The 26,276-nt window shown below is 58.0% G+C and carries 25 protein-coding genes; 16 read left to right on the forward strand and 9 right to left on the reverse strand.

Features of this window, described 5'->3' with window-relative positions; genetic code table 11:
- Positions 1-2: 2 nt before the first annotated feature.
- Genes hemX through hemC form a run of 3 tightly spaced genes read right to left on the reverse strand, consistent with a single transcriptional unit; the run spans position 3 to position 2,898 of the window.
- On the reverse strand, positions 3-1,199 hold the full coding sequence (gene hemX, locus IM317_RS06100; RefSeq protein WP_033146905.1) for a uroporphyrinogen-III C-methyltransferase: 1,197 nt from the start codon (positions 1,197-1,199) through the stop codon (positions 3-5).
- A gap of 20 nt (positions 1,200-1,219) precedes the next feature.
- Complete coding sequence (gene hemD, locus IM317_RS06105; protein WP_033146904.1) at positions 1,220-1,960, reverse strand: uroporphyrinogen-III synthase; 741 nt, start codon at positions 1,958-1,960, stop codon at positions 1,220-1,222.
- Positions 1,957-2,898, reverse strand: a complete 942-nt coding sequence (hemC, locus tag IM317_RS06110) for a hydroxymethylbilane synthase (RefSeq protein ID WP_033146903.1) — start codon at positions 2,896-2,898, stop codon at positions 1,957-1,959. Before hemC ends, hemD begins: the two co-directional genes overlap by 4 nt.
- A gap of 350 nt (positions 2,899-3,248) precedes the next feature.
- Between hemC and cyaA the strand changes: the two genes are divergently transcribed.
- Positions 3,249-5,792: a class I adenylate cyclase gene (cyaA, locus tag IM317_RS06115; RefSeq protein ID WP_033146902.1), complete on the forward strand. Its 2,544-nt coding sequence runs from the start codon at positions 3,249-3,251 to the stop codon at positions 5,790-5,792.
- Between the two features lie 95 nt (positions 5,793-5,887).
- On the opposite strand, the gene cyaY is transcribed toward cyaA, so the two are convergent.
- Positions 5,888-6,208: an iron donor protein CyaY gene (gene cyaY, locus IM317_RS06120; RefSeq protein WP_023333807.1), complete on the reverse strand. Its 321-nt coding sequence runs from the start codon at positions 6,206-6,208 to the stop codon at positions 5,888-5,890.
- Positions 6,209-6,343: 135 nt separating this feature from the next.
- On the opposite strand from cyaY, the gene IM317_RS06125 reads away from it, so the two are divergent.
- The 8 genes from IM317_RS06125 (at position 6,344) to corA (ending at position 13,304) form a co-directional block, all read left to right on the forward strand.
- Positions 6,344-6,547 (forward strand): lipoprotein, encoded by a 204-nt coding sequence (locus tag IM317_RS06125; protein ID WP_014885650.1) that lies wholly within the window; start codon positions 6,344-6,346, stop codon positions 6,545-6,547.
- A gap of 35 nt (positions 6,548-6,582) precedes the next feature.
- On the forward strand, positions 6,583-7,407 hold the full coding sequence (gene dapF / locus IM317_RS06130) for a diaminopimelate epimerase (RefSeq protein ID WP_008501545.1): 825 nt from the start codon (positions 6,583-6,585) through the stop codon (positions 7,405-7,407).
- Positions 7,404-8,111, forward strand: a complete 708-nt coding sequence (locus IM317_RS06135; protein ID WP_023309626.1) for a DUF484 domain-containing protein — start codon at positions 7,404-7,406, stop codon at positions 8,109-8,111. The genes dapF and IM317_RS06135 overlap by 4 nt, the downstream gene beginning before the upstream one ends.
- The gene (gene xerC / locus IM317_RS06140; protein ID WP_033146901.1) at positions 8,108-9,010 is read left to right on the forward strand and encodes a tyrosine recombinase XerC; all 903 of its coding nucleotides are present in this window, start codon (positions 8,108-8,110) and stop codon (positions 9,008-9,010) included. The genes IM317_RS06135 and xerC overlap by 4 nt, the downstream gene beginning before the upstream one ends.
- Positions 9,010-9,726: a 5-amino-6-(5-phospho-D-ribitylamino)uracil phosphatase YigB gene (yigB, locus tag IM317_RS06145; RefSeq protein WP_033146900.1), complete on the forward strand. Its 717-nt coding sequence runs from the start codon at positions 9,010-9,012 to the stop codon at positions 9,724-9,726. Before xerC ends, yigB begins: the two co-directional genes overlap by 1 nt.
- 107 nt (positions 9,727-9,833) lie before the next feature.
- Positions 9,834-11,996 (forward strand): DNA helicase II, encoded by a 2,163-nt coding sequence (uvrD, locus tag IM317_RS06150; RefSeq protein WP_033146899.1) that lies wholly within the window; start codon positions 9,834-9,836, stop codon positions 11,994-11,996.
- Positions 11,997-12,145: 149 nt separating this feature from the next.
- Positions 12,146-12,202 carry a YsgD/CorL family protein gene (ysgD, locus tag IM317_RS23905; RefSeq protein WP_212743980.1) on the forward strand — a complete coding sequence of 19 codons (57 nt, stop codon included), beginning with the start codon at positions 12,146-12,148 and terminating at the stop codon, positions 12,200-12,202.
- A gap of 151 nt (positions 12,203-12,353) precedes the next feature.
- Positions 12,354-13,304: a magnesium/cobalt transporter CorA gene (corA, locus tag IM317_RS06155; RefSeq protein WP_033146898.1), complete on the forward strand. Its 951-nt coding sequence runs from the start codon at positions 12,354-12,356 to the stop codon at positions 13,302-13,304.
- Positions 13,305-13,387: 83 nt separating this feature from the next.
- On the opposite strand, the gene rarD is transcribed toward corA, so the two are convergent.
- Positions 13,388-14,284 (reverse strand): EamA family transporter RarD, encoded by an 897-nt coding sequence (rarD, locus tag IM317_RS06160; RefSeq protein ID WP_023309622.1) that lies wholly within the window; start codon positions 14,282-14,284, stop codon positions 13,388-13,390.
- A gap of 51 nt (positions 14,285-14,335) precedes the next feature.
- Entirely contained in the window at positions 14,336-14,803 is a 468-nt protein-coding gene (yigI, locus tag IM317_RS06165; RefSeq protein ID WP_008501538.1) for an acyl-CoA thioesterase YigI, read from the reverse strand.
- A gap of 163 nt (positions 14,804-14,966) precedes the next feature.
- Here yigI and pldA point away from each other — a divergent pair, with 163 nt between their 5' ends.
- The 3 genes from pldA to rhtC all read left to right on the forward strand — a co-directional run bounded on the left by pldA (position 14,967) and on the right by rhtC (position 18,438).
- Positions 14,967-15,836 carry a phospholipase A gene (gene pldA / locus IM317_RS06170; protein WP_023333803.1) on the forward strand — a complete coding sequence of 290 codons (870 nt, stop codon included), beginning with the start codon at positions 14,967-14,969 and terminating at the stop codon, positions 15,834-15,836.
- Positions 15,837-15,926: 90 nt separating this feature from the next.
- Positions 15,927-17,756, forward strand: coding sequence for an ATP-dependent DNA helicase RecQ (gene recQ / locus IM317_RS06175; protein WP_033146897.1), 1,830 nt, complete (start codon positions 15,927-15,929; stop codon positions 17,754-17,756).
- Between the two features lie 61 nt (positions 17,757-17,817).
- Complete coding sequence (gene rhtC / locus IM317_RS06180) at positions 17,818-18,438, forward strand: threonine export protein RhtC (protein ID WP_025757538.1); 621 nt, start codon at positions 17,818-17,820, stop codon at positions 18,436-18,438.
- On the opposite strand, the gene rhtB is transcribed toward rhtC, so the two are convergent.
- Positions 18,435-19,055, reverse strand: coding sequence for a homoserine/homoserine lactone efflux protein (rhtB, locus tag IM317_RS06185; protein ID WP_008501533.1), 621 nt, complete (start codon positions 19,053-19,055; stop codon positions 18,435-18,437). The two genes, rhtC and rhtB, sit on opposite strands and share 4 nt — an antisense overlap.
- A gap of 110 nt (positions 19,056-19,165) precedes the next feature.
- On the opposite strand from rhtB, the gene pldB reads away from it, so the two are divergent.
- The 3 genes from pldB (at position 19,166) to IM317_RS06200 (ending at position 21,972) form a co-directional block, all read left to right on the forward strand.
- Entirely contained in the window at positions 19,166-20,158 is a 993-nt protein-coding gene (gene pldB, locus IM317_RS06190) for a lysophospholipase L2 (protein ID WP_033146896.1), read from the forward strand.
- Positions 20,159-20,189: 31 nt separating this feature from the next.
- Entirely contained in the window at positions 20,190-20,990 is an 801-nt protein-coding gene (yigL, locus tag IM317_RS06195; protein ID WP_033146895.1) for a sugar/pyridoxal phosphate phosphatase YigL, read from the forward strand.
- An 82-nt stretch (positions 20,991-21,072) separates the two neighbouring features.
- On the forward strand, positions 21,073-21,972 hold the full coding sequence (locus IM317_RS06200) for a carboxylate/amino acid/amine transporter (RefSeq protein WP_033146894.1): 900 nt from the start codon (positions 21,073-21,075) through the stop codon (positions 21,970-21,972).
- Here the strand turns inward: IM317_RS06200 and metR are convergent.
- Positions 21,860-22,813 carry an HTH-type transcriptional regulator MetR gene (metR, locus tag IM317_RS06205; protein ID WP_033146893.1) on the reverse strand — a complete coding sequence of 318 codons (954 nt, stop codon included), beginning with the start codon at positions 22,811-22,813 and terminating at the stop codon, positions 21,860-21,862. The genes IM317_RS06200 and metR overlap by 113 nt on opposite strands.
- A 115-nt stretch (positions 22,814-22,928) precedes the next feature.
- Between metR and metE the strand changes: the two genes are divergently transcribed.
- Positions 22,929-25,190, forward strand: coding sequence for a 5-methyltetrahydropteroyltriglutamate--homocysteine S-methyltransferase (gene metE / locus IM317_RS06210; RefSeq protein ID WP_033146892.1), 2,262 nt, complete (start codon positions 22,929-22,931; stop codon positions 25,188-25,190).
- A 46-nt stretch (positions 25,191-25,236) separates the two neighbouring features.
- On the opposite strand, the gene IM317_RS06215 is transcribed toward metE, so the two are convergent.
- A complete protein-coding gene (locus IM317_RS06215; protein WP_033146891.1) occupies positions 25,237-26,043 on the reverse strand; it encodes a dienelactone hydrolase family protein in 807 nt (268 codons plus the stop codon).
- Between the last annotated feature and the right edge of the window lie 233 nt (positions 26,044-26,276).

The following is a 26,276-nucleotide window of genomic DNA, read 5'->3' on the forward strand; positions in this document are numbered from 1 at the left end:
CATTACTCTCCTTGCGGTGCGCTTTCAGGCGCCGGAGCCGGGGCAGGTGCCGCTCCGTCCGTCGGCTCTGCCGGTACGCCCGGCTGCGCCAGCAGGTTACGTACGCGCGTCTGCATCAGTTTCTCCAGAATCGGCTGGCTGGCCAGCTTATCCGGCACGTTCATGGTGATGTTCTGCTGGCTCAGCTTATCAATGTCTTCGAGGAAGGCGGTGGTCGTCGCATCATCGGTGTTGTAGTAGGCGCGTACCCACGTCGAGACGTTATCCAGCGCCTGTTTGTATGTCTCTTCCTGATGACGCGGCACGGCCTGAGCCGCCACCAGCAGGCGGGAACGAATGTTCTCGCGCAGATAGATATCCTGGTTCGGCGCCAGCAGCGGCACGGCGGTTTCGTCGCGACGGCGGATAGTGATGAAGCTGTCCATAAAGTTCTGCCAGCTTTTCTGCAGGTTTATGCGCCATTCGCTCAGGGAGCTGGAAAGCTCGGTACCGTCGGAATCCATCGGGGAATCGTCGTCGTTGTTATCCGCCAGCTGCAGGTTATCAATCTGATTCGACAGCTGGTTCACCTTGAGGATAATGCCGTCGTAATCCACCTGCGAGACGGCGGAGAGGCTGGCGATGTCCTCGGTGATCGCGCGTCGCGCGGTGATAAGGCTCGGGTCGTTCATGTCTGCCAGGCTCGCATCGGCGCTTTTCAGCAGCGCGGCGGCAGTGGTGACGTCCTGATCGCTCCAGAGCTTACGTCCGGCGAGCTTCACCAGGAAGTCAGCCTGCGAGAGCAGCCAGGTTTTGGCATCGGTACCGGAAATCGTGGCGACTTTCTGCTGCACGTCGCCCAGCTGTTTAGCCAGCTCTTCCTGTTTGCTGTTCGCCTCGGCAAGCGCGGCGGCCTGCTGCTTAATCACCGTTTCCAGCTCGGTTTTCTGCGTCTCCTGCGCTTTTTGCAGGGCAGTGAGCTGATTCACCAGCGCATCGCTGGTGGACGTCTGATTTGCACCCTGTTGCTTCACCAGACCGTACAGGCCAACCCCTGCTGCCAGCGCAATGGCGATGGCAATCGCGCTCAGCGCGAGGCTCGTTTTGTTGCTGCCGTTTTTCTTCTCAGCGGTTTTCTCAGTCGTCTCTGGCTGTGGCGTCGTCTCCACAGTCTCCCTGGTCTCTTCAACCACGGCGGAGGATTTGTCGTGTTCCGTCATTATGGCTTCCCATTTGAGAGTTATTGTAATGCGCGCAGCAGCGCATCGTTGTCGGCGTTATCAGCGATCCGAATATCCTGCCAGCCCAGTTCCCGGGCCTGGTTCGCCAGACGCTCACTGACGACCAGAAGCCGACAGCGGAGTAACCAGTTTTCGCGATACCAGAGCGGTATCAGCGACCAAAGCTGTTGTAACATTTCACCGCTGGTGACCACCAGCGTATTAATGCCGCGCGCGTGCCAGCGCATCGCCTCTTCCGCGCCATCGTAGTGTTTTGCACAGCGCTGATAGCACTCAACGAACGTTACGTCTGCACCGCGTTCACGCAGCGTTTCGCCCAGCAGCTCGCGACCACCGTTGCCGCGCAAAATGAGCGCACGCTTTCCGGCAATAGTTTGTAATTCAGGTAATTGTAGCAAGACTTCGCTGATTTCCCGATCTAACGGGTAACGAACGTCCGCGCTGCTTACGGTATGCAGCGCCAGTGCCGTTGTGCGGCCAATCGCGAAATAGCGGGGGGCAAGTGGCCAGGCTAAACCCTGCTGTTGCAGCTGCGCGTGGGCAAATTCCACGGCATGTTGCGACAGCGCAAACAGCAGGTCGCCTTCCTGAAGGGTATTCATCTGGTCGGCGAGCGCAGAGAGCTCCCGACCGGGGGAGAATTCAATGAGCGGAAAACTCCAGGCCACCTGCCCCAGTGTGCGCAGACGGCTCACTAACTGCTCTCCTGCGGGAGAAGGGCGGGTGACAAGAATACTCATGCAGGGGGCTCTCCATTATAAACGTCAGCCAGAATCTCGCGGGCGCCGTTATCCAGCAGCTCTTCCGCCAGCGACACGCCAAGCTGCTCGGCATCTTGCGCTTTACCGCGACGTTCGCCGCGTACCATCTGGGAACCGTCCGGAGCGCCCACCAGCGCGCGCAGCCACAGCTCACCTTCTGTTAATTCAGCATAGCTGCCAATCGGTACCTGACATCCTCCTTCGAGGCGGGTATTCATCGCACGCTCGGCTTTTACGCGGATAGCGGTCTCGTCATGGTTCAGCGGTGCGAGCAGTTCGCGGGTACGCGCATCGTCCAGACGGCACTCGATGCCGACGGCACCCTGGCCCACGGCCGGAAGCGACAGCTCTGGCGGCAAGGCCACGCGAATGCGCGACTCCAGCCCCAGACGCTTGAGGCCGGCAACGGCGAGGATAATGGCATCGTAATCGCCGTTATCCAGCTTGCCCAGACGCGTGCCGACGTTACCGCGCAGCGAGCGAATGATCAGGTCAGGACGGCGCTCTGCCAGCTGACACTGACGGCGTAAACTGGACGTGCCAACCACGCTACCCTCCGGCAGCGCGTCGAGCGAGTCATAGTGGTTAGAGACAAACGCATCGCGCGGATCTTCGCGCTCGCAGATGGTCACCAGCCCCAGCCCTTCCGGGAACTCGACGGGCACGTCTTTCATTGAATGTACGGCGATATCGGCGCGGTTCTCAAGCAATGCCAGTTCCAGTTCTTTGACAAACAGGCCTTTGCCGCCCACTTTCGCCAGGGGCGTATCGAGGATCACGTCACCGCGCGTGACCATCGGCACCAGCTCGACGCGCAATCCACTGTGGCAGGCTTCAAGGCGCTGCTTCACATAATGTGCCTGCCAGAGCGCGAGGGGGCTTTGGCGTGTGGCAATTCTCAAAACATTGTCTAACATGCTTGTTACCGTCATTATCAATCGCTAACCATCCTAACATTGTTGACTCTGGGATGGCAGTTTTACGGTTGATGAAGCGTGAGAGGGACAAGGCGGCGTATTCGTCAGCCATAGCCGTATTCAGGAATTTACACGTACAGAACGGTGCTACACTTGTATGTAGCGCATCTTTCTTTACGGTCAACCGGCAAGGTGTTAAATTGATCACGTTTTAGACCATTTTTTCGTCGCTACCGCCAAAAATGATAAGGGCGAAAAAGGGTAACGGTTATCTTTTTGAAATACTGCGGGTCCGCTATTATTCGTGTTTTGAATAGCTTGCGACACCCAGAAACATCAGGCGATACGTCTTGTACCTCTATATTGAGACTCTGAAACAGAGACTGGATGCCATTAATCAACTGCGTGTGGATCGCGCGCTTGCTGCCATGGGCCCTGCTTTCCAGCAGGTATACAGTCTGCTGCCGACATTATTGCACTATCACCATCCGCTGATGCCTGGCTACCTTGACGGTAACGTTCCCCAGGGCATTTGCCTTTTCACGCCTGATGAAACCCAACAGCATTACCTGAACGAGCTCGAACTCTACCGCGGCATGCCGCCACAGGAGTCTCCAAAAGGTGAACTGCCGATTACCGGCGTTTACTCTATGGGGAGCACCTCATCGGTAGGGCAAAGCTGTTCTTCGGACCTGGACATCTGGGTCTGCCATCAGTCCTGGCTCGATAACGACGAGCGTCAGCTGCTGCAACGCAAGTGCAGCCTGCTGGAGAGCTGGGCGGCCTCGCTCGGCGTGGAAGTAAGCTTCTTCCTGATTGATGAAAACCGTTTCCGCCATAACGAAAGCGGCAGTCTGGGTGGTGAGGACTGCGGCTCGACTCAGCACATCTTACTGCTGGATGAATTTTACCGTACTGCCGTGCGTCTGGCCGGGAAGCGTATTCTGTGGAATATGGTCCCTTGCGAAGAAGAAGAGCATTACGATGACTACGTCATGTCGCTTTACGCGCAGGGTGTACTGACGCCAAACGAATGGCTGGACCTCGGCGGCCTCAGCTCTCTGTCAGCCGAAGAGTACTTTGGCGCAAGCCTCTGGCAGCTCTATAAGAGTATCGACTCACCGTACAAAGCGGTGCTGAAAACGCTGCTGCTGGAAGCCTATTCCTGGGAATACCCTACGCCGCGCCTGCTGGCGAAAGATATCAAGCAGCGTCTGCACGACGGGGAGATCGTCTCCTTCGGGCTGGATGCTTACTGCATGATGCTGGAGCGCGTGACCGAATACCTGAAAGCCATTGATGACACCACGCGTCTTGACCTGGTGCGTCGATGTTTCTATCTCAAAGTCTGTGAGAAATTGAGCCGCGAGCGCGCCTGCGTGGGCTGGCGTCGTGAAGTGGTCAGTCAGTTAGTGAAAGAGTGGGGATGGGACGAAGCGCGTCTGTCCATGCTCGACAACCGGGCCAACTGGAAAATTGATCAGGTGCGTGAAGCGCACAACGAACTGCTCGATGCGATGATGCAAAGCTATCGTAACCTGATCCGCTTTGCGCGCCGTAACAACCTCAGCGTTTCCGCCAGCCCTCAGGATATCGGGGTCTTGACCCGCAAGCTGTACGCCGCGTTTGAAGCGCTGCCGGGTAAAGTCACCCTGGTTAACCCGCAGATTTCGCCAGACCTGTCAGAACCGAACCTGACCTTTATCTACGTGCCGCCGGGCCGCGCAAACCGCACCGGGTGGTATCTGTATAACCGTGCGCCAAGCATGGACTCAATCATCAGCCATCAGCCGCTGGAGTATAACCGCTACCTGAACAAGCTGGTGGCCTGGGCCTGGTTTAACGGCCTGCTGACCTCGCGCACGCGCCTGTTTATCAAAGGCAACGAGGTGGTTGATCTCGCTAAGCTGCAGGAGATGGTCGCGGATGTCTCGCACCACTTCCCGCTGCGTCTGCCTGCCCCAACGCCGAAAGCGCTCTACAGCCCGTGCGAAATTCGCCATCTGGCGATTATCGTCAACCTGGAATACGACCCGACGGCGGCCTTCCGCAATCAGGTGGTTCATTTTGACTTCCGCAAGCTGGACGTCTTCAGCTTTGGCGAGCAGCAAAACTGCCTGGTGGGCAGCGTCGATCTGCTGTACCGCAACTCGTGGAACGAAGTGCGTACCCTGCATTTCAACGGCGAGCAGGCGATGATCGAAGCGCTGAAAACGATTCTCGGCAAGATGCACCAGGATGCCGCACCGCCGGACAGCGTTGAGGTGTTCTGCTACAGCCAGCACCTGCGCGGTTTAATTCGTACCCGCGTGCAGCAGCTGGTTTCTGAGTGTATCGAACTGCGTCTCTCCAGCACCCGCCAGGAAACCGGGCGCTTTAAAGCGCTGCGCGTCTCCGGTCAGACCTGGGGCCTGTTCTTCGAACGCCTGAACGTGTCGGTACAGAAGCTGGAAAACGCCATCGAGTTCTACGGCGCGATTTCACACAACAAGCTGCATGGCCTGTCGGTGCAGGTGGAAACCAACCACGTTAAGCTCCCGCAGGTGGTGGACGGATTCGCCAGCGAAGGGATTATTCAGTTCTTCTTTGAAGAGTCGGGCGACGATGCCGGGTTCAACATCTACATTCTGGATGAAACCAACCGCGCCGAGGTGTATCACCACTGTGAAGGCAGTAAAGAGGAGCTGGTGCGCGACGTCAGCCGCTTCTACTCCTCTTCGCACGACCGTTTCACCTATGGCTCAAGCTTTATCAACTTTAACCTGCCGCAGTTCTACCAGATTGTGAACGTCGACGATCGTACGCAGGTGATCCCGTTCCGCACCCAGGCCGTAACGCCTGCCGCGCCTGCCAATCAGGACACCGCGCCGCTGTTGCAGCAGTATTTCTCCTGAGCCTTTTCGCTCGCCCGGTGGCGGCTACGCCTTACCGGGCCTACAACAGCTCGAACCCGTAGGCCGGGTAAGCGCAGCGCCACCCGGCAACAAAACTACCTGAAACTCACAGCCTCACCCGCCTGCGCGGTCGCCGCCTGTTCCAGCAGATCCCAGAACGGTACGCCGCTACGGTCGCAAACCCATTCCCCGTCCTTCAGATCGAAATGATAGCCGCCCTGTTTCGCGGCCAGCCACACCTGGTGAAGCGGCTCCTGGCGGTTAATAATAATTTTGCTGCCATTTTCGAAGCTCAGGGTCAGAATGCCGCCGTTGATTTCACAATCGATATCGCTGTCGCCATCCCAGTCGTCAAGACGCTCTTCGATGGTCATCCACAGGTTGTCGGCAAGGCGATGGAATTCACTGTCGTTCATGGTTTTGTTCCTGTTTTTCGTGATGCCGGCAGTATAACCCTAAATAATTCCCGTTGCAGGAAAGCGGCAAACTCTTGCTTTTGTGTCTTCTCCTGCGATGATAGAAACAGATTTGAACTTACGGGCAACTTTATAATGAAAAACGCTTTCCGAACGCTTGCCGTTCTCATCACGCTGTTTAGCCTGACTGGCTGCGGACTGAAGGGACCACTGTACTTCCCACCGGCGGATAAAACCGCGCCGCCGCCGACGAAACCCGTGCAAAGCGGCATTGAGTCCACCACGCCAAATACTAACGATCGTGGCGACAACGGTGGCCCGACTCAGGTTAATCTCTGACGACAACGTTCTGTACCCGCGCAATGGAGCAAATGATGCAGTTCTCTAAAATGCATGGCCTTGGCAACGATTTTATGGTCGTCGACGCGGTAACGCAGAATGTGTTTTTCTCCCCGGAACTGATCCGTCGCCTGGCGGATCGGCATCTGGGCGTGGGGTTCGATCAGCTGCTGGTGGTCGAGCCACCGTACGATCCCGACCTCGATTTCCACTACCGTATTTTTAACGCGGACGGCAGTGAAGTTAACCAGTGCGGCAACGGCGCGCGCTGTTTTGCCCGCTTTGTCCGCCTGAAAGGGCTGACCAACAAGCGTGATATTCGCGTCAGCACGGCCAATGGCCGCATGGTGCTCAGCGTCACCGATGATGAGCTGGTGCGCGTGAACATGGGCGAGCCTAACTTCGAGCCCTCCGTCGTGCCGTTTCGCGCAAACAAAGCGGAAAAGACCTATATTATGCGTGCGGCCGAGCAGACAGTATTGTGCGGCGTCGTCTCAATGGGTAACCCACACTGCGTGATTCAGGTTGATGATGTGGAAACCGCCGCGGTCGAAACGCTCGGCCCGGTGCTGGAAAGCCATGAACGTTTTCCGGAGCGCGCGAACATCGGCTTTATGCAGGTGGTGAAGCGCGAGCACATTCGCCTGCGGGTTTACGAGCGCGGCGCGGGCGAGACGCAGGCCTGCGGAAGCGGTGCCTGTGCTGCGGTGGCCGTGGGCATCTCTCAGGGGTTACTGGCAGAAGAGGTTCGCGTGGAGTTACCGGGCGGTCGGCTTGATATCGCCTGGAAAGGACCGGGTCATCCACTGTATATGACTGGCCCGGCGGCACATGTCTATGACGGGTTTATCCATCTATGAAACAACCAGGGGAAGAACTGCAGGAAACAGTGACGGAACTGGACGACAGAGCTGTTGTTGATTATCTGCTGCGCAATCCTGAGTTTTTTATTCGTAATGCACGCGTCGTCGAAGAGATGCGCGTGCCGCATCCGGTTCGCGGAACCGTGTCGCTGGTCGAATGGCACATGGCGCGCTCGCGCAACCACATCAATCAGCTTGAAGAGAATATGACGCTGCTGATGGAGCAGGCCAGCACCAACGAAAGCCTGTTCTATCGTCTGCTACACCTGCAGGCGCGTCTGGCGTCCGCGCACAGTCTTGACGAGTTCCTCAGCCGCTTCCACCGCTGGGCTCGCGAGCTGGGGCTGGCGGGCGCAACGATTCGGCTTTTCCCTGACCGCTGGCGCATTGGCGCACCGTCGGGGTTCACCCATCTGGCGCTCAGCCGTCAGGCGTTTGAACCGCTGCGCATTCAGCGTCTGGGCCATGAGCACCACTATCTGGGGCCGCTGAACGGGCCTGAGCTGCTGGTGGTGTTACCGGAAGCCAAAGCGATTGGCTCGGTGGCGATGTCGCTGATGGGGCGCGATGGCGATCTGGGTGTCATGTTATTTACCAGCCGCGATGCGCATCACTATGAGCAGGGGCAAGCCACGCACCTGCTGCAGGAGATCGCCCTGATGCTGCCCGAGCTGCTGGAGCGCTGGATTGAGCGCGTATGATGGACGGACTGCTCGCCACTGACGTCTCGCGCTTTCTGCGCTATTTGGGCGTGGAGCGTCAGCTTAGCCCCATTACCCTGCTCAACTACCAGCGTCAGCTTGATGCCATCATGCAGATCGCCGACGAAATCGGCCTGAAAAGCTGGCAACAATGTGACGCTGCGACGGTACGCGGGTTCGTCGTGCGTAGCCGTAAAAAAAATCTCAGCCCGGCGAGCCTGGCGCTCAGGCTCTCAGCGCTTCGCAGTTTCTTCGACTGGCTGGTCAGCCAGGGGGGCTTAAAAGCCAACCCGGCAAAGGGGATCGCCACGCCGAAAGCGCCGCGCCATCTGCCTAAAAATATCGACGTCGACGACGTAAACCGCCTGCTGGATATCGACCTTAACGATCCGCTCGCCGTGCGCGACCGCGCGATGCTGGAGGTGATGTACGGTGCCGGGCTGCGTCTGTCCGAGCTGGTTAATCTTGATATCAAACACCTCGATCTGGAGTCCGGTGAAGTGTGGGTAATGGGTAAGGGCAGCAAAGAGCGCCGCCTGCCGATTGGCCGCAATGCGGTTTCCTGGATTGAGCACTGGCTTGACCTGCGCGGGCTGTTTGGCAGCGAAGAGGATGCGCTGTTCCTGTCGAAGCTCGGCAAACGGATCTCGGCGCGTAACGTCCAGAAGCGCTTTGCGGAGTGGGGCATTAAGCAGGGGCTGAACAGCCACGTTCACCCGCACAAGCTGCGCCACTCCTTTGCGACACACATGCTTGAGTCGAGCGGCGATCTGCGCGGCGTGCAGGAACTGCTTGGCCACGCGAACCTGTCGACCACACAAATTTATACCCACTTAGACTTCCAACACCTTGCCTCGGTGTATGACGCGGCGCATCCACGCGCCAAACGGGGGAAATAATGCGTTTTTACCGCCCACTCGGTCAGATCTCAGCTCTGACGTTTGACCTTGATGACACCCTTTATGACAACCGCGAGGTGATCCTGCGTACCGAGCAGGAGTCGCTGGCGTTTGTGCAGAACTACCACCCCGCGCTGAAAGCGATACAGAACAAGGACTTTCAGAAGCTCCGTCAGTCCCTGCGGGAAACCGAGCCGGACATTTACCACGACGTGACCGAATGGCGTCGTCGTGCGGTCGAGCAGGCGATGCTCAATGCTGGCCTGAGCGCGCAGGACGCGGCCATCGGTGCCGAAGCGGCCATGGAAAACTTTGCCAAATGGCGCAGCCGTATCGACGTGCCGCAGGAGACCCACGACACGCTGGCGAAGCTTGCCGAAAAGTGGCCGCTGGTGGCCATCACCAACGGCAATGCCCAGCCCGAGCTGTTTGGCCTCAGCGATTACTTTGAATTTGTGCTGCGCGCGGGCCCGCACGGGCGCGCGAAGCCGTTTAATGATATGTACCATCTGGCGGCGGATAAGCTTAACCTGCCGCTGGGTAACATTCTGCACGTGGGGGATGACCTGACCACAGACGTGGCCGGTGCTATTCGCTGCGGGATGCAGGCCTGCTGGATCAAGCCGGAAAATGCGGAGCTGATGACCGCAACCGACAGCCGTCTTCTGCCGCACGTGGAAATTTCACGGTTGGCATCCCTCACGACGCTGATATAATCACCAGTAATATTGTATAAATTACCAGGGGTTTGCAGTTGTAGGCCCGGTAAGCGAAGCGCCACCGGGCGCTTCGCTGTGTTCCTGAATACTATGTGACGGTGCCAATGGACGTTTCTTACCTGCTCGACAGCCTTAATGACAAACAGCGTGATGCGGTTGCCGCCTCACGCACCAACATGCTGGTGCTGGCTGGGGCGGGCAGTGGTAAGACGCGCGTGCTGGTTCACCGTATCGCCTGGCTGCAGAGCGTGGAGAACTGCTCCCCGTACTCCATCATGGCGGTGACGTTCACCAACAAGGCGGCAGCAGAGATGCGCCACCGTATCGCCCAGCTGATGGGCACCAGCCAGGGCGGCATGTGGGTTGGCACCTTCCACGGCCTGGCGCACCGCCTGCTGCGCGCGCACCATATGGACGCCAACCTGCCGCAGGATTTCCAGATCCTCGACAGCGAAGACCAGCTCCGCTTGCTGAAGCGCCTGATCAAGGCGATGAACCTCGACGAGAAGCAGTGGCCGCCGCGTCAGGCGATGTGGTACATCAACGGCCAGAAGGACGAAGGGCTGCGCCCGCACCACATTCAGAGCTTCGGCAACCCGGTCGAGCAGACCTGGCAGAACGTCTACAAGGCCTACCAGGAAGCGTGCGATCGCGCCGGCCTGGTGGATTTCGCCGAGCTGCTGCTGCGCGCCCACGAGCTGTGGCTCAACAAGCCGCACATCCTGCAGCACTACCGCGAACGCTTCACCAATATCCTGGTGGACGAATTCCAGGATACCAACAACATCCAGTACGCGTGGATCCGCCTGCTGGCCGGTGATACCGGCAAGGTGATGATCGTGGGCGACGATGACCAGTCGATCTACGGCTGGCGCGGGGCGCAGGTGGAAAACATTCAGCGCTTCCTCAACGATTTCCCCGGCGCGGAAACCATCCGTCTGGAGCAGAACTACCGTTCAACCAGCAACATCCTGAGCGCGGCCAACGCCCTCATTGAGAACAACAACGGGCGTCTGGGTAAAAAGCTGTGGACCGACGGCGTCGACGGCGAACCGATTTCGATTTACTGCGCCTTCAACGAGCTCGACGAAGCCCGCTTCGTGGTGAACCGCATCAAAACCTGGCAGGACAACGGCGGCGCGCTGGAGCAGTGCGCCATTCTCTACCGCAGCAACGCCCAGTCGCGCGTGCTGGAAGAGGCGCTGCTGCAGGTGAGCATGCCGTACCGCATTTATGGCGGCATGCGCTTCTTCGAGCGCCAGGAAATCAAAGATGCGCTGTCGTATCTGCGCCTCATTGCGAACCGTAACGACGACGCGGCGTTTGAACGCGTGGTCAATACGCCGACCCGCGGGATTGGCGACCGCACGCTGGACGTTGTGCGTCAGGCCTCGCGCGATCGCCAGCTGACGCTGTGGCAGGCGTGCCGCGAGCTGCTGCAGGAAAAAGCGCTCGCCGGACGTGCCGCCAGCGCATTACAGCGCTTCCTTGAGCTGATTGACGCTCTGGCGCAGGAAACCGCCGACATGCCGCTGCACGTGCAGACCGACCGGGTGATTAAAGACTCCGGCCTGCGAACCATGTACGAGCAGGAGAAAGGCGAGAAGGGCCAGACCCGTATTGAGAACTTAGAGGAACTGGTCACGGCAACGCGCCAGTTCAGCTACAACGAAGAAGACGAAGACCTGATGCCGTTGCAGGCGTTCCTCTCCCACGCCGCGCTGGAAGCGGGTGAAGGGCAGGCGGACACCTGGCAGGATGCGGTTCAGCTGATGACCCTGCACTCCGCTAAAGGCCTGGAGTTCCCGCAGGTGTTTATTGTCGGGATGGAAGAGGGGATGTTCCCGAGCCAGATGTCGCTGGATGAAGGCGGACGTCTGGAAGAGGAACGTCGTCTGGCCTACGTGGGCGTGACGCGCGCAATGCAAAAGCTGACGCTAACCTACGCCGAAACCCGCCGTCTGTACGGCAAAGAGGTTTATCACCGTCCATCGCGCTTTATAGGCGAACTGCCGGAAGAGTGCGTGGAAGAGGTGCGTCTGCGGGCGAGCATCAGCCGTCCGGTCAGCCATCAGCGCATGGGCTCGCCGATTGCGGAAACCGACACCGGCTACAAGCTAGGCCAGCGCGTGCGCCATTCGAAGTTTGGCGAAGGCACCATTGTGAATCTGGAAGGCAGCGGCGAGCACAGCCGTCTGCAGGTGGCGTTCCAGGGGCAGGGGATCAAATGGCTGGTGGCGGCCTATGCGAAGCTGGAAACAGTCTAACATTCAGAAAAATATCATTATTTTGTAATAATCTGCTAGCCTTATACAGCGAAGGTCAATTAATGCCCTTCAGCGTTCCGTTGCGTGTTGACGCCATAGTTATAGCTGGCGTAACATGCGCGCACGATTACGCTAAGAGGACATTCGCCTTGGACACACCCAGTAGATACTGGCTCAATTCCCTGTCATCCAGGAACAACTCCTAAGGCTATCTCCTCTTGCTGATGGCCTTAGTGGTTGTCAGCGACCTGCATTATTCCCGTCGCGCTGAGTCAGGCTGTTTAATGGTCTGAAACCCAATTTGTTTCTGTGTGCCCACCGAACTGTCCGATATTTTTTGCATTGGGAGTCCCGGTCATGTTGAGCGCATTTCAACTCGAAAAAAACCGACTGACTCGGCTTGAAGCCGAAGAGTCACAGCCCCTCATTGATGCCGTATGGGTGGATCTGGTCGAGCCGGACGACGATGAACGCCTTCGCGTACAATCTGAACTGGGGCAAAGCCTGGCAACCCGCCCGGAACTGGAAGACATCGAAGCATCCGCGCGTTTTTTTGAAGACGAAGACGGTCTGCATATTCACTCCTTCTTCTTCTTTGAAGATGCGGAAGACCACGCGGGTAACTCCACCGTGGCGTTTACCATTCGCGACGGCCGTCTGTTTACCCTGCGCGAGCGCGAGCTGCCGGCATTCCGCCTCTACCGCATGCGCGCCCGCAGCCAGGCAATGGTGGACGGTAACGCTTACGAGCTGCTGCTCGATCTGTTCGAGACCAAAATTGAACAGCTGGCGGACGAAATTGAAAACATCTACAGCGATCTGGAAAAGCTGAGCCGCGTGATCATGGAAGGCCATCAGGGCGATGAATACGACGAAGCGCTCTCCACGCTGGCGGAGCTGGAAGATATCGGCTGGAAGGTGCGCTTGTGTCTGATGGATACCCAGCGCGCGCTGAACTTCCTGGTGCGCAAGGCGCGTCTGCCGGGCGGTCAGCTGGAGCAGGCGCGTGAGATCTTACGCGATATCGAATCCCTGCTGCCGCACAACGAATCTCTGTTCCAGAAGGTGAACTTCCTGATGCAGGCGGCGATGGGCTTTATCAACATCGAGCAGAACCGCATCATCAAGATCTTCTCGGTGGTGTCCGTGGTGTTCCTGCCGCCGACGCTGGTGGCGTCCAGCTACGGGATGAACTTTGAGTTTATGCCGGAGCTGAAGTGGAGCTTTGGCTACCCGGGGGCGATTATCTTCATGATCCTCGCGGGGCTGGCGCCGTATCTGTACTTTAAGCGCCGGAACTGGCTGTAAAAATCTGGCGGGTGGCGCTTCGCTAGCCCGCCCTACGATCGAATTCCCTCTCCCAGTGGGAGAGGGTTAGGGTGAGGGCAACATCACAACCCTTTGCGCACCCTGCGCTGGGTATAAATCGCATCCGCAACAAAGATTGCCAGCGCCACCCAGATAAAGGCGAACGTCACCATCTTATCCGCCCCCGGCACCTCACCGTAGAACACCACCGCCAGCAGGAACATCAGCGTCGGGCCAATGTACTGGAAGAAGCCCAGCGTGGAGAGACGCAGGCGCGTCGCGGCACCGGTGAAGCACAGCAGTGGAATGGTGGTCACCACGCCCGCCGCCATCAGCATCAGGTTCAGCGACCACGGGTTGCTGCCCATATGGCTGGTGGCGCTGTCGGCGATGCCGAAGAGATAAATCGCCGCCACGGGCAGCAGCCACAGGGTTTCAAACAGCATCCCCGTCTGCGCTTCCACCGCAATCTTCTTACGCACCAGGCCGTAGAACGCAAAGCTGAACGCCAGGCCGAGGGCAATAATCGGCAGCGAGCCGAAGGTCCAGAGCTGCACCAGTACGCCGCAGAAGGCCAGAATCACCGCCACCCACTGCATCCGGCGGAAGCGCTCACCGAGGAAAATCATCCCCAGCACGATATTCACCAGCGGGTTAATGAAGTACCCCAGGCTCGCTTCGAGCATGTGATGGTTATTCACCGCCCAGATAAACAGCAGCCAGTTGCCGCCAATCAGCACCGCGGAGAGCGCCAGCAGGAAAATCTTTTTCGGGGTTTGCAGCAGCGTTTTGACGCCCGACCACTGACGGCTGAGGCTCATCAGTGCAATCATAAAGAAGAATGACCAGATAACACGGTGAGTCAGGATCTCATCGGCCGGAACGTAGGCGATAAGCTTGAAATACGCCGGGGCGATACCCCAAATAAAATAAGCGGCAAGGGCGAGTAAAACGCCCTGCCGCGTCTGTTTAGCATCCATCGGGAAAATCCGTTACAAAAAAGTGAATTAATTTTACCCGATTTTGCCGCCTCAACCCACCATATAAGTGGCGGTTGCGCTGGCGATATATACCTGCTCTTCGTTGTGTAATTCAACGCGTGCCACGGCAACTTTATTTCCCGCGCGCAGTAGGCTGCTGGTACAGGTAAAGCGATTTCCGCGCCCCGGGCGAAGATAGTCGACGCGCAAATCAATGGTGCCCATGCGCGCCAGACGCTGGCGGAGTTCGTCTTCGTTGATGGTGTCATGGCGGGTCAGCGTGCTGCCCACGCAGACCAGACCTGCCGCCACGTCCAGCGCGGAGGCAATCACGCCGCCGTGCAAAATACTTTGCGCCCAGTTACCCACCATCATCGGCTGGTTGTTAAAGCTCAGCTGGGCAAAATCTTTCTCGTAACGCTCCAGCTCCAGTCCCAGCGCGCGGTTAAACGGCATATGGTAAACAAAAATCTCGCCCACGAGTTTTAACACTTCTTCGGCGGTAAGCATGGCAGACATGAGGCATCACATCCTTATTGTTAACGAAATGTTGATTTTATGCCTCGGCAACAAGGAATTCCACTTTCAGAAACGAGGATGCAGCAGTTGTCGCAGAAGTCTGTAGAATGTTCGCCACATAACTATTCAGCTAATTTTACTCTTTTGCAGGAGAACACCACCGATGCGGACGTATCTGGCCTGGTTACTGGCGGCGGTTGCGCTGCCCCTCACAGCATATGCGCAGGAAGCAACGATCAAAGAGGTGCATGATAAACCTGCCGTTCACGGTAGCATTATCGCGAACCTTCTTCAGGAGCATGACAATCCGTTCACGCTCTATCCGTATGACACCAACTATGTGATTTACACCCAGACCAGCGATCTTAACAAAGAGGCGATAAGCTCCTATAACTGGTCTGATAATGCGCGTAAAGATGAGGTGAAGTTCCAGCTCAGCCTGGCGTTCCCGTTCTGGCGCGGTATTCTGGGGCCGAACTCGGTGCTCGGGGCGTCTTACACGCAGAAATCCTGGTGGCAGCTCTCTAACAGCGGAGAGTCCTCGCCGTTCCGTGAAACCAACTATGAGCCGCAGCTGTTCCTCGGTTTTGCAACGGATTATGAGTTTGCGGGCTGGACGCTGCGTGACGTCGAAGTGGGCTTTAACCACGATTCCAACGGTCGCTCTGATCCTACCTCGCGCAGTTGGAACCGTGCCTATACGCGTCTGATGGCGCAGAACGGTAACTGGATGGTGGAAGTGAAGCCGTGGTATGTGGTGGGCGAAACCGATGACAACCCGGATATCACCAAATATATGGGCTACTACCAGCTCAAAGTCGGCTATCAGTTGGGTGATGCCGTGCTCAGCGCCAAAGGCCAGTACAACTGGAACACCGGCTACGGCGGTGCGGAAGTGGGCTTAAGCTATCCAATGACGAAGCATGTCCGTATCTATACGCAGGTGTACAGCGGTTACGGCGAGTCGCTTATCGATTACAACTTCAACCAGACCCGCGTCGGCGTGGGCGTGATGCTGAACGATATTCTCTAGGCTGTTCGAATGTTTTTGCGTTAAACGTTGAAGTTTCTCTCTCAGGCGCTGAAAATAGCGCCTGTTTCATTTCTGGCATATGGGGTTAACGTGGCGCAGGCGGAAGTATTGAATCAGGAGTCGCTGGCTAAACAGGTTTTGCATGAAACCTTTGGCTACCAGCAGTTCCGCCCCGGCCAGGAAACCATCATTGAAACGGTGCTGGAAGGTCGTGATTGCCTGGTGGTGATGCCGACCGGTGGCGGCAAGTCCCTTTGTTATCAGGTGCCCGCGCTGGTGCTTAACGGCCTGACGGTCGTGGTATCCCCCCTTATTTCTCTGATGAAAGACCAGGTTGACCAGCTGCTCGCCAACGGCGTGGCGGCGGCCTGTCTCAACTCGACCCAAACCCGGGATCAGCAGCAAGAGGTGATGGCCGGTTGTCGTACCGGGCAGATCCGCCTGCTGTATATCGCCCCGGAACGCCTGATGCTGGATAACTTCCTCGACCACCTGGCGCACTGGAACCCGGTCCTGCTGGCGGTGGACGAAGCGCACTGTATTTCCCAGTGGGGACACGATTTCCGCCCGGAATACGCCGCTCTTGGCCAGCTGCGTCAGCGCTTCCCCGAGCTGCCGTTTATGGCGCTTACCGCCACGGCGGATGACACCACCCGTCTGGACATCGTTCGTCTGCTCGGGCTGAACGACCCCTATATTCAGGTCAGCAGCTTCGACCGCCCTAACATCCGCTATATGCTGATGGAAAAATTCAAGCCGCTGGATCAGCTCCTGCGCTACGTCCAGGAGCAGCGCGGCAAGTCCGGCATCATCTACTGTAACAGCCGTGCGAAGGTGGAAGACACCGCCGCGCGTCTGCAAAACCGCGGCTTTAGCGCCGCCGCCTATCACGCCGGATTAGAGAACCACATCCGCGCCGACGTGCAGGAGAAATTCCAGCGTGACGACCTGCAGATCGTCGTCGCGACCGTGGCGTTCGGAATGGGCATCAACAAGCCAAACGTGCGCTTTGTGGTGCACTTTGACATCCCGCGCAATATCGAATCCTACTATCAGGAAACCGGCCGCGCCGGGCGTGACGGTCTGCCTGCGGAAGCGATGCTGTTTTACGATCCGGCCGATATGGCGTGGCTGCGCCGCTGTCTTGAAGAGAAGCCGCAGGGACAGCTGCAGGATATCGAGCGCCACAAGCTCAACGCGATGGGCGCGTTTGCCGAAGCGCAAACCTGTCGTCGTCTGGTTCTGCTCAACTACTTTGGTGAAGGGCGCCAGGAGCCGTGCGGCAACTGCGATATCTGCCTCGATCCGCCGAAACAGTACGATGGCCTGATGGACGCGCGTAAAGCGCTCTCGACCATTTACCGTGTGAATCAACGCTTCGGGATGGGCTACGTGGTGGAGGTGCTGCGCGGCGCCAATAACCAGCGTATCCGCGATATGGGCCACGACAAGCTGCCTGTCTACGGTATTGGCAAGGAGCAGAGCCACGAACACTGGGTGAGTATCATTCGTCAGCTGATCCACCTCGGCTTCGCCACGCAGAACATTGCCCAGCACTCCGCCCTGCAGCTGACTGAGGCGGCGCGTCCGGTCCTGCGCGGTGACGTTGAACTCAAGCTCGCCGTGCCGCGCGTCATCGCCCTGAAGCCACGCGTGATGCAGAAATCCTACGGCGGCAACTACGACCGCAAGCTGTTCGCCAAACTGCGCAAGCTGCGTAAGGCCATCGCCGACGAAGAAAACATCCCACCTTACGTGGTGTTTAACGACGCGACGCTGATCGAGATGGCCGAGCAGATGCCGCTTAGCGCCAGCGAAATGCTCAGCGTCAACGGCGTGGGAACGCGCAAGCTGGAGCGCTTCGGTAAAGAGTTTATGGCGCTCATCCGCTCTCACGCCGACGGTGATGATGAGGAGTAGTCAGCCGGGCGAAAAAGTGCCAGGATGATGACTCACTAAATTATTTCCCCGCGAGCTAATTATGTTAATGCTATTTCTCACCGTGGCGTTGGTGCACATCGTTGCGCTGATGAGCCCCGGCCCGGATTTTTTCTTCGTATCACAAACGGCCGTCAGCCGCTCCCGCAAAGAGGCGATGATGGGCGTGCTCGGTATCACCATGGGCGTTATGGTCTGGGCGGCCGTTGCGCTGCTCGGTCTGAACCTTATCCTGGCGAAGATGGCCTGGCTGCATAACATCATTATGGTCGGCGGCGGGCTGTACCTGTGCTGGATGGGCTACCAGATGCTGCGCGGGGCGCTGAAGAAAGAAGAGAAAAAACCGCAAGAGCCGAAGGTGGAGCTGGCAACGGGCGGCCGCAGCTTTGTAAAAGGGCTGCTGACCAATCTGGCGAACCCAAAAGCGATTATCTATTTCGGCTCGGTGTTCTCGCTGTTTGTCGGCGATAGCGTCGGCGCGGGCGCACGCTGGGGCATCTTCCTGCTGATCGTTGTTGAAACCTTTGCCTGGTTTACCATCGTGGCCAGCCTGTTCGCTTTACCGGCAATGCGCCGCGGCTACCAGCGTATCGCGAAGTGGATTGACGGCTTCGCCGGCGCGCTGTTCGCCGGCTTCGGCATTCATCTCATCATTTCTCGCTAAGCATGACGCGCTGACGCAAGCAGCGCGCCAACCAGCATAAACAGCGAACCAAAGACTTTATTCAGGGCCTTCATCTGCTTAGGCCCTTTAATCCATGCCGCAATTCGCTGCGCCAGCGTCGCGTAGCCAATCATCACGATGATATCGACGATAATGGTGGTCGCGCCCAGCACCACGTACTGCATCACCTGCGGCTGATGCGGAACGATAAACTGCGGGAACAGCGCGGCGAGGAAAACGATGCTCTTCGGGTTGGTCAGGTTGACGAACACCGCGCGCTTAAACAGATGGCCGCGGTTTTGCGTCTGAGCGAGCGTATTCAGGTTGATGGAGCCTGCCGCGCGCCACTGCTGGATGCCGAGCCAAATCAAATACGCTGCCCCGGCCCATTTCAGCACCTCAAAGGCCAGCACGGAGCGGGAGAACAGGGTCCCCAGACCGATCCCGACCAGCACAATATGAATGCCCAGCCCGGTCTGCAAACCGGCAATCGACGCCGCCGCACCGCGGTAGCCGTGGTTGATGGAGGTGGTCATGGTGTTAATAGCACCCGAACCCGGAGAAAGGCTGAGGATAATGGATGTCAGCAGGTAGGCGAACCACCATTCGAAGGTCATTTGAAACTCCCGAACCGTCTATTTTTATGCCACAATACGCTATTATTGAGTCATTTTGTGACCGGTGACGAAAAAAACGATATTCCCTGGATTACGTGAGTGGAAACCCAATGTTTCAGCAGAAAAAGGACTGGGAAACACGAGAAAACGCTTTTGCTGCTTTCTCTATGGGGCCGCTGACCGATTTCTGGCGGCAGCGTGAGGAAGATGAGTTTACGGGCATCGGGGGCGTCCCGGTGCGTTTCGTTCGTTTCCGAAATGAAAAAAATGACCGGGTGATAGTGGTCTGCCCTGGGCGTATTGAAAGCTACGTTAAATATGCCGAGCTGGCCTATGACCTGGTCCATATGGGGTTCGATGTCCTGATCATCGACCATCGTGGACAGGGGCTGTCCGGACGTATGCTGCCGGATACGCACCGCGGGCACGTCGATCGCTTCAGCGATTACGTCGACGATTTTGCCGCGTTCTGGCAGCAGGACGTTCAGCCCGGCCCCTGGCGCAAGCGGTATATTCTTGCGCACTCCATGGGCGGCGCCATTTCGACGCTGTTTTTGCAGCGTTACGCGCACCAGTGCGACGCCATTGCGCTCACCGCGCCGATGTACGGTATCGTGATCCGTTTTCCTGACTGGATGGTGCGCCATCTTCTTGACTGGGCTGAGGGCCATCAGCGCATTCGTGAAGGTTATGCCATTGGCACAGGACGCTGGCGCGCGCTGCCGTTTGCCATCAACGTCTTAACCCACAGCCGGCAGCGTTATCGCCGCAACCTGCGCTTTTATGCCGATGAACCGCGCTTGCGCGTCGGCGGCCCGACCTGGCACTGGGTGCGGGAGGGGATTCTGGCCGGTGAGCAGGTGCTGGCGGGCGTAGGCGATGATGACACGCCGACGCTTCTGATCCAGGCGGAAGAAGAGCGTGTGGTGGATAACCGCATGCATGACCGCTATTGTGAACTGCGCGCTGCAGCCGGTCACCCTTGTGAAGGGGGTAAACCGCTGGTCATTAACGGCGCGTTCCATGAGATCCTTTTTGAAAAGGACGCTATGCGCTCAGTCGCGCTTAACGCCATTGTTGAATTTTTCAACAGGCATAATTGATTCTTGTTTTCCACCAGAGGTTGAAATCCCTATGTACCAGGTTGTTGCATCTGATTTAGATGGCACGCTGCTTTCCCCCGACCACACCCTGTCGCCTTACGCGAAAGAGACCTTAAAACTCCTGACTGCCCGTGGCGTGAACTTTGTGTTCGCCACCGGCCGCCACCACGTGGACGTGGGGCAGATCCGCGATAATCTTGAGATCAAATCGTACATGATCACCTCCAACGGTGCGCGCGTGCATGATACCGACGGCAACCTGATCTTTACCCACAACCTGGATCGCGATATCGCCGCCGATCTGTTCGGCGTGGTGCATAACAACCCGGCTATCGTCACTAACGTTTACCGCGACGACGACTGGTTTATGAACCGCCATCGCCCGGATGAAATGCGTTTCTTCAAGGAAGCGGTATTCAACTACTCCCTCTACGAACCGGGCCTGCTGGAGCCGGAAGGGATCAGCAAGGTGTTCTTCACCTGTGACAGCCACGAAGAGCTGCTCCCGCTGGAACAGGCGATCAATGCCCGCTGGGGCGATCGCGTCAACGTGAGCTTCTCAACCCTGACCTGTCTGGAAGTGATGGCGGGCGGCGTCTCTAAAGGTCACGCGCTGGAATCGGTTGCGAAACGTCTGGGCTTCGGGCTGAAAGACTGTATCGCCTTCGGTGACGGCATGAACGACGCCGAGATGCTTTCGATGGCGGGCAAGGGTTGCATCATGCAGAACGCGCACCAGCGTCTGAAGGATCTGCACCCTGAGCTGGAAGTGATTGGTTCTAACGCTGACAACGCGGTACCGAAGTATCTGCGCAAACTGTTCCTTGAATAATCTTCATTCGGTTGTTTATTGCTCAGTTGTCAACTAAAGAGTTCGCTACAATGCCTCTCCTTCTTTCTGAGAGACAAGCATTGTGGCGCTACTCATTATCACCACTATCCTGTGGGCCTTCTCCTTTAGCCTGATTGGCGAATACCTTGCCGGTTCGGTCGACAGCTACTTCTCGGTGCTGATGCGCGTGGGGCTGGCGGCGCTGGTGTTCCTGCCGTTTCTGCGCGCGCGCGGGCAATCGCTGAAAACGATTGTGCTGTATATGCTGGTGGGAGCGATGCAGCTCGGCATCATGTATTTGTTCAGCTTCCGGGCCTACGTCTACCTGTCCGTCTCTGAATTCCTGCTCTTTACCGTGCTGACGCCGCTCTATATCACGCTGATTTATGACCTGCTCAGCAGACGCCGTCTGCGCTGGGGATACCTGCTGAGCGCCGCGCTGGCGGTGATCGGCGCGGCGATTATTCGCTATGACAAAGTCAGCGATCACTTCTGGACCGGGCTGATGTTCGTCCAGCTTGCCAACATCAGCTTCGCCATCGGCATGGTGGGCTACAAACGCCTGATGGAAACCCGCCCGATGCCGCAGCATAACGCGTTTGCCTGGTTCTATATGGGCGCCGCGATTGTCGCGGTGGCGGCGTGGTTTATGCTCGGTAATCCGCAAAAGCTGCCGACCACCGCCGTGCAGTGGGGCGTTCTGGTCTGGCTGGGCGTAGTGGCGTCAGGGCTGGGGTACTTCATGTGGAACTACGGCGCTACGCAGGTAGACGCCGGTACGCTGGGGATCATGAACAACGTGCATGTTCCGGCAGGGCTGCTGGTCAACCTCGCCATCTGGCAGCAACAGCCGCACTGGCCGAGCTTCCTTATTGGGGGAGCGGTGATCCTGGCTTCGCTGTGGGTCCATCGCCGATGGGTCGCTCCGCGCTCCGCACAAACGGAAGATGGTCGCACGCGTGGTTCCGCGCTGAGCGAATAAACGCCTCCGTAATCGGCTGACGCTGCTCGCCATCGCGCACGGCAGCGTACAGCCGGCTCCACAGTCCTTCACCCAGGGTTTTGGTCTGCACCAGACCCTGGCGTTCAAAACTCTCCACCACCCAGTGCGGCAGCGCCGCGATACCCATTCTGGCCGCCACCATCTGAATCAGCAGTAGGGTGTTATCCACGCTTTTCAGCTGCGGGCTAATGCCTGCCGGCTGCAGGAAGTGGCGCCAGATATCCAGGCGGCTGCGCTGCACCGGATAAATCAGCAGCGTTTCTGTCGCCAGGTCTTCCGGCGTGACGCGCGTTTTGGCGGCCAGCGGGTGGTCCGGCGCCAGCACCAGGCGCACTTCATAATCAAACATCGGCGAATAGTGCAGGCCGCTGCGCGGCAGGATGTCAGAGGTCATGACCAGATCCAGCTCGCCCTGCTGCAGCGACGGCTGCGGGTCAAAGGTCACACCGGATTTGAAGTCCATCTCCACCTGCGGCCACTTCTGGCGGAAGTTTTCAAGCGCGGGGGTCAGCCACTGAATACAGCTGTGGCACTCAATGGCGATGCGCAGTTTGGTCTGCTGCGGTTCGTTACACGCCTGCAGCGCGCTCGCGATTTGCGGCAGTACCTGATTCGCCAGCTGAAGAAGAATTTCACCCTGCGGCGTAAAGCGTAGCGGCTGGCTCTTACGCACAAAAAGACGGAAGCCGAGGCGTTGTTCCAGATCGCTGAACTGGTGAGAAAGGGCGGACTGGGTCTGGTGCAGCGTGGCCGCAGCCGCCGCGAGCGAACCGCAGTTCCGCAACGCTTGTAGCGTTTTCAGGTGTTTAATCTCGATCATGAAAGTCCTTCACTTCGCCATGAACATATTGCGCTTGAGGAATATACAGTACCTGCCAATTATAGAAGTGTAAACATCTGGACGTCTAAATAACGAATTTCACAAGGGGCACACCATGACAATCCGCAATCACACTCTCGGTTTCCCTCGCGTCGGCCTGCGTCGCGAGCTGAAAAAAGCGCAAGAAAGCTACTGGGCGGGTAATGCCACCCGTGAAGAACTGCTGGCGGCAGGACGCGAGCTGCGCGCCCGCCACTGGGATCAGCAAAAACAGGCGGGCATTGACCTGCTGCCGGTGGGCGATTTCGCCTGGTACGACCATGTTCTGACGACCAGCCTGCTGCTTGGCAACGTGCCGGCTCGTCATCAGAACAAAGATGGATCGGTAGATATCGATACCCTGTTCCGCATCGGCCGTGGCCGCGCGCCGACGGGTGAGCCAGCGGCAGCGGCGGAAATGACCAAGTGGTTTAACACCAACTATCACTATATGGTGCCGGAGTTCGTCAAAGGTCAGCAGTTCAGGCTGGCCTGGACGCAGCTTCTGGACGAAGTGGATGAAGCGCTGGCGCTGGGCCACCAGGTGAAGCCGGTGCTGCTCGGGCCGGTAACGTACCTGTGGCTGGGCAAAGTAAAGGGCGAGCCGTTTGACCGACTCAGCCTGCTGAAGGATATTCTGCCGGTCTACAAACAGGTACTGAGTGAGCTGGGCAAACGCGGCATTCAGTGGGTGCAAATCGACGAACCGGCGCTGGTGCTTGAGCTGCCGCAGGATTGGCTCGATGCCTTCAAACCGGCGTATGACGCGCTCACCGGTCAGGTAAAACTCCTGCTGACGACCTATTTTGAAGGCGTGACGCCGAACCTGAAGACCATTACCGCGCTGCCGGTCCAGGGCCTGCACGTTGACCTCGTACACGGTAAAGATGATGTGGCGGAGCTGCACAAGCGTTTGCCAGCGGACTGGCTGCTCTCTGCCGGGCTGATCAACGGCCGTAACGTCTGGCGCGCCGATCTCACCGAGAAATACGCGCAAATCAAAGACATCGTCGGCAAACGTGAGCTGTGGGTGGCCTCGTCCTGTTCGCTGCTGCACAGCCCGATCGATCTGAGCGTAGAGACCCGTCTGGATGCCGAGGTGAAAAGCTGGTTTGCTTTCGCCCTGCAAAAATGTGAAGAGCTGACGCTGCTGCGCGACGCGCTGAACAGCGGCGACACGGCGGCGATTACCGAATGGAGCGCGCCGACCCAGGCGCGCCGTCACTCGGCGCGCGTGCACAACCCGGCGGTGGAAAAACGCCTGGCGGCCATCACCGCCCGGGACAGCCAGCGGCAGAGCCCGTACGAGGTGCGCGCTGAAGCGCAGCGCGCCCGCTTCAATCTGCCCGCGTGGCCAACAACGACGATCGGTTCTTTCCCGCAAACTACGGAGATCCGCGGCCTGCGCCTGGACTTTAAAAAGGGCAATCTGGATGCGAATCACTACCGCACCGGCATCGCCGAACACATCAAGCAGGCGATTATCGAGCAGGAACGCCTAGGGCTGGACGTGCTGGTGCACGGCGAGGCCGAGCGTAACGACATGGTGGAATACTTCGGCGAGCACCTGGACGGCTTCGTCTTTACCCAGAACGGCTGGGTGCAGAGCTACGGCTCACGCTGCGTGAAGCCGCCGGTGGTTATCGGTGACGTCAGCCGCCCGGAAGCGATCACCGTGGAGTGGGCGAAGTATGCCCAGTCCCTGACCGACAAGCCGGTAAAAGGGATGCTCACCGGTCCGGTGACCATTCTCTGCTGGTCGTTCCCGCGTGAAGACGTGACTCGTGAAACCATTGCCAAACAGATCGCCCTGGCGCTGCGTGATGAGGTGGCGGATCTGGAAGCGGCAGGCATTGGCATTATTCAGATTGACGAACCGGCCCTGCGCGAAGGCTTGCCGCTGCGCCGCAGCGACTGGGATGCCTACCTGCAGTGGGGCGTGGAGGCGTTCCGCATCAACGCCGCGGTGGCGAAGGACGACACCCAGATCCACACCCACATGTGTTACTGCGAATTCAACGACATCATGGATTCGATTGCCGCGCTGGATGCCGACGTGATCACCATCGAGACCTCGCGTTCAGACATGGAGCTGCTGGAGTCGTTTGAAGAGTTCGACTACCCGAATGAAATCGGGCCGGGCGTGTACGACATTCACTCCCCGAACGTGCCGAGCGTGGAGTGGATTGAAGCCCTGCTGAAAAAAGCGGCCCAGCGCATTCCGGCAGAGCGCCTGTGGGTGAACCCGGACTGCGGACTGAAAACCCGCGGCTGGCCGGAGACGCGCGCGGCGCTGGCGAACATGGTGAAGGCGGCGCAAAACTTGCGTCAGGCTTGATGATGCGTAGGCCCGGTAAGGCATAGCCGCCACCGGGCTTTTTTTATTACGCTTTCTTACCGCCGTACTGGCTAAACCACGCCAGCATTCTTTGCCAGCCATCTTTGGCTGATTCTGCGTGATAGCTCGGACGATAATCGGCGTTAAACGCGTGCCCGGCATCCGGATACACCACGATCTCTGCCTTCGCATTGGCCGCACGGAGCGCATGGCGCATGGTCTCTACCGAATCCAGAGAAATACCGGTGTCCTGACCGCCGTAAAGCCCTAACACGGGGGCGTTTAGCTCCGTGGCGATATCGACGGGATGTTGCGGTGAATTCAGCGTTTTCTCACCCACCAGTTTGCCGTACCAGGCGACAGCGGCTTTGAGCTGCGGGTTATGCGCGGCATACAGCCAGCTAATGCGTCCACCCCAGCAGAAACCCGTGACCAGCAGACGATGCGGATCGCCGCCGTTGCGCGCCGCCCAGCTGGCGACGTGGTCGAGATCGGCCAGCACCTGCGCGTCCGGGACTTTACTGACCAGGTTGCTGAGCAGTGTTGGAATATCGCTGTAGTCGTTCGGATCGCCCTGACGGAAGTAGAGCTCTGGCGCAACGGCCAGATACCCTTCCAGCGCCAGTCGGCGGCAGAGGTCGCGAATGTGTTCGTGAACACCAAATATCTCCTGAATCACAATCACGATGGGCAGCGGACCGTCTGCTGATTTTGGCCGTGCGTGATAAGCAGGCATATTCTCCCCCTGCGAGGGAATGGAGGTCTCGCCCGCGGTAATTGCCGCTTCTGGCGTCGACACGATGGTTGAAGCATGTGGGGCCGCAGCAGGTGCAAAACCGGTTTTTTCAGTCATGGCATTCTCCGTACCAATGAGTTAGCGCAAAGGTAAATATAGACACCAGGTTAACAACTCACAGTGCCTTAAACGGTCTATCTTTTGTGCAGCACCTGGCGTTATAACTTGTTAATGTGATGTGAATCACTTTTTTATGGAAATTCAATGTAATAATTTTCATTCATGGTGAGGTGTGTCACGAAAATATGCTTACTGCTTCTGTAAAGTACCGTTTTACTTCTTCTGACTAA

This window comes from Enterobacter cloacae complex sp. S3 (assembly GCF_014930495.1).
Lineage (GTDB): Bacteria > Pseudomonadota > Gammaproteobacteria > Enterobacterales > Enterobacteriaceae > Enterobacter > Enterobacter asburiae_B.

Bases quoted from the DNA above. Each gene is read 5' to 3' on its own strand.
- pldB (WP_033146896.1), top strand. From the start codon at position 19,166: ATGTTTCAGCAGAAAAAGGACTGGGAAACACGAGAAAACGCTTTTGCT.
- IM317_RS06125 (WP_014885650.1), top strand. From the start codon at position 6,344: ATGAAAAACGCTTTCCGAACGCTTGCCGTTCTCATCACGCTGTTTAGC.
- rhtB (WP_008501533.1), bottom strand. From the start codon at position 19,055: ATGACCTTCGAATGGTGGTTCGCCTACCTGCTGACATCCATTATCCTC.
- xerC (WP_033146901.1), top strand. From the start codon at position 8,108: ATGATGGACGGACTGCTCGCCACTGACGTCTCGCGCTTTCTGCGCTAT.
- yigL (WP_033146895.1), top strand. From the start codon at position 20,190: ATGTACCAGGTTGTTGCATCTGATTTAGATGGCACGCTGCTTTCCCCC.
- yigB (WP_033146900.1), top strand. From the start codon at position 9,010: ATGCGTTTTTACCGCCCACTCGGTCAGATCTCAGCTCTGACGTTTGAC.
- hemD (WP_033146904.1), bottom strand. From the start codon at position 1,960: ATGAGTATTCTTGTCACCCGCCCTTCTCCCGCAGGAGAGCAGTTAGTG.
- hemX (WP_033146905.1), bottom strand. From the start codon at position 1,199: ATGACGGAACACGACAAATCCTCCGCCGTGGTTGAAGAGACCAGGGAG.
- corA (WP_033146898.1), top strand. From the start codon at position 12,354: ATGTTGAGCGCATTTCAACTCGAAAAAAACCGACTGACTCGGCTTGAA.
- hemC (WP_033146903.1), bottom strand. From the start codon at position 2,898: ATGTTAGACAATGTTTTGAGAATTGCCACACGCCAAAGCCCCCTCGCG.
- IM317_RS06135 (WP_023309626.1), top strand. From the start codon at position 7,404: ATGAAACAACCAGGGGAAGAACTGCAGGAAACAGTGACGGAACTGGAC.
- pldA (WP_023333803.1), top strand. From the start codon at position 14,967: ATGCGGACGTATCTGGCCTGGTTACTGGCGGCGGTTGCGCTGCCCCTC.
- rarD (WP_023309622.1), bottom strand. From the start codon at position 14,284: ATGGATGCTAAACAGACGCGGCAGGGCGTTTTACTCGCCCTTGCCGCT.
- IM317_RS06215 (WP_033146891.1), bottom strand. From the start codon at position 26,043: ATGACTGAAAAAACCGGTTTTGCACCTGCTGCGGCCCCACATGCTTCA.
- uvrD (WP_033146899.1), top strand. From the start codon at position 9,834: ATGGACGTTTCTTACCTGCTCGACAGCCTTAATGACAAACAGCGTGAT.
- cyaY (WP_023333807.1), bottom strand. From the start codon at position 6,208: ATGAACGACAGTGAATTCCATCGCCTTGCCGACAACCTGTGGATGACC.
- metE (WP_033146892.1), top strand. From the start codon at position 22,929: ATGACAATCCGCAATCACACTCTCGGTTTCCCTCGCGTCGGCCTGCGT.
- yigI (WP_008501538.1), bottom strand. From the start codon at position 14,803: ATGTCTGCCATGCTTACCGCCGAAGAAGTGTTAAAACTCGTGGGCGAG.
- dapF (WP_008501545.1), top strand. From the start codon at position 6,583: ATGCAGTTCTCTAAAATGCATGGCCTTGGCAACGATTTTATGGTCGTC.
- metR (WP_033146893.1), bottom strand. From the start codon at position 22,813: ATGATCGAGATTAAACACCTGAAAACGCTACAAGCGTTGCGGAACTGC.
- rhtC (WP_025757538.1), top strand. From the start codon at position 17,818: ATGTTAATGCTATTTCTCACCGTGGCGTTGGTGCACATCGTTGCGCTG.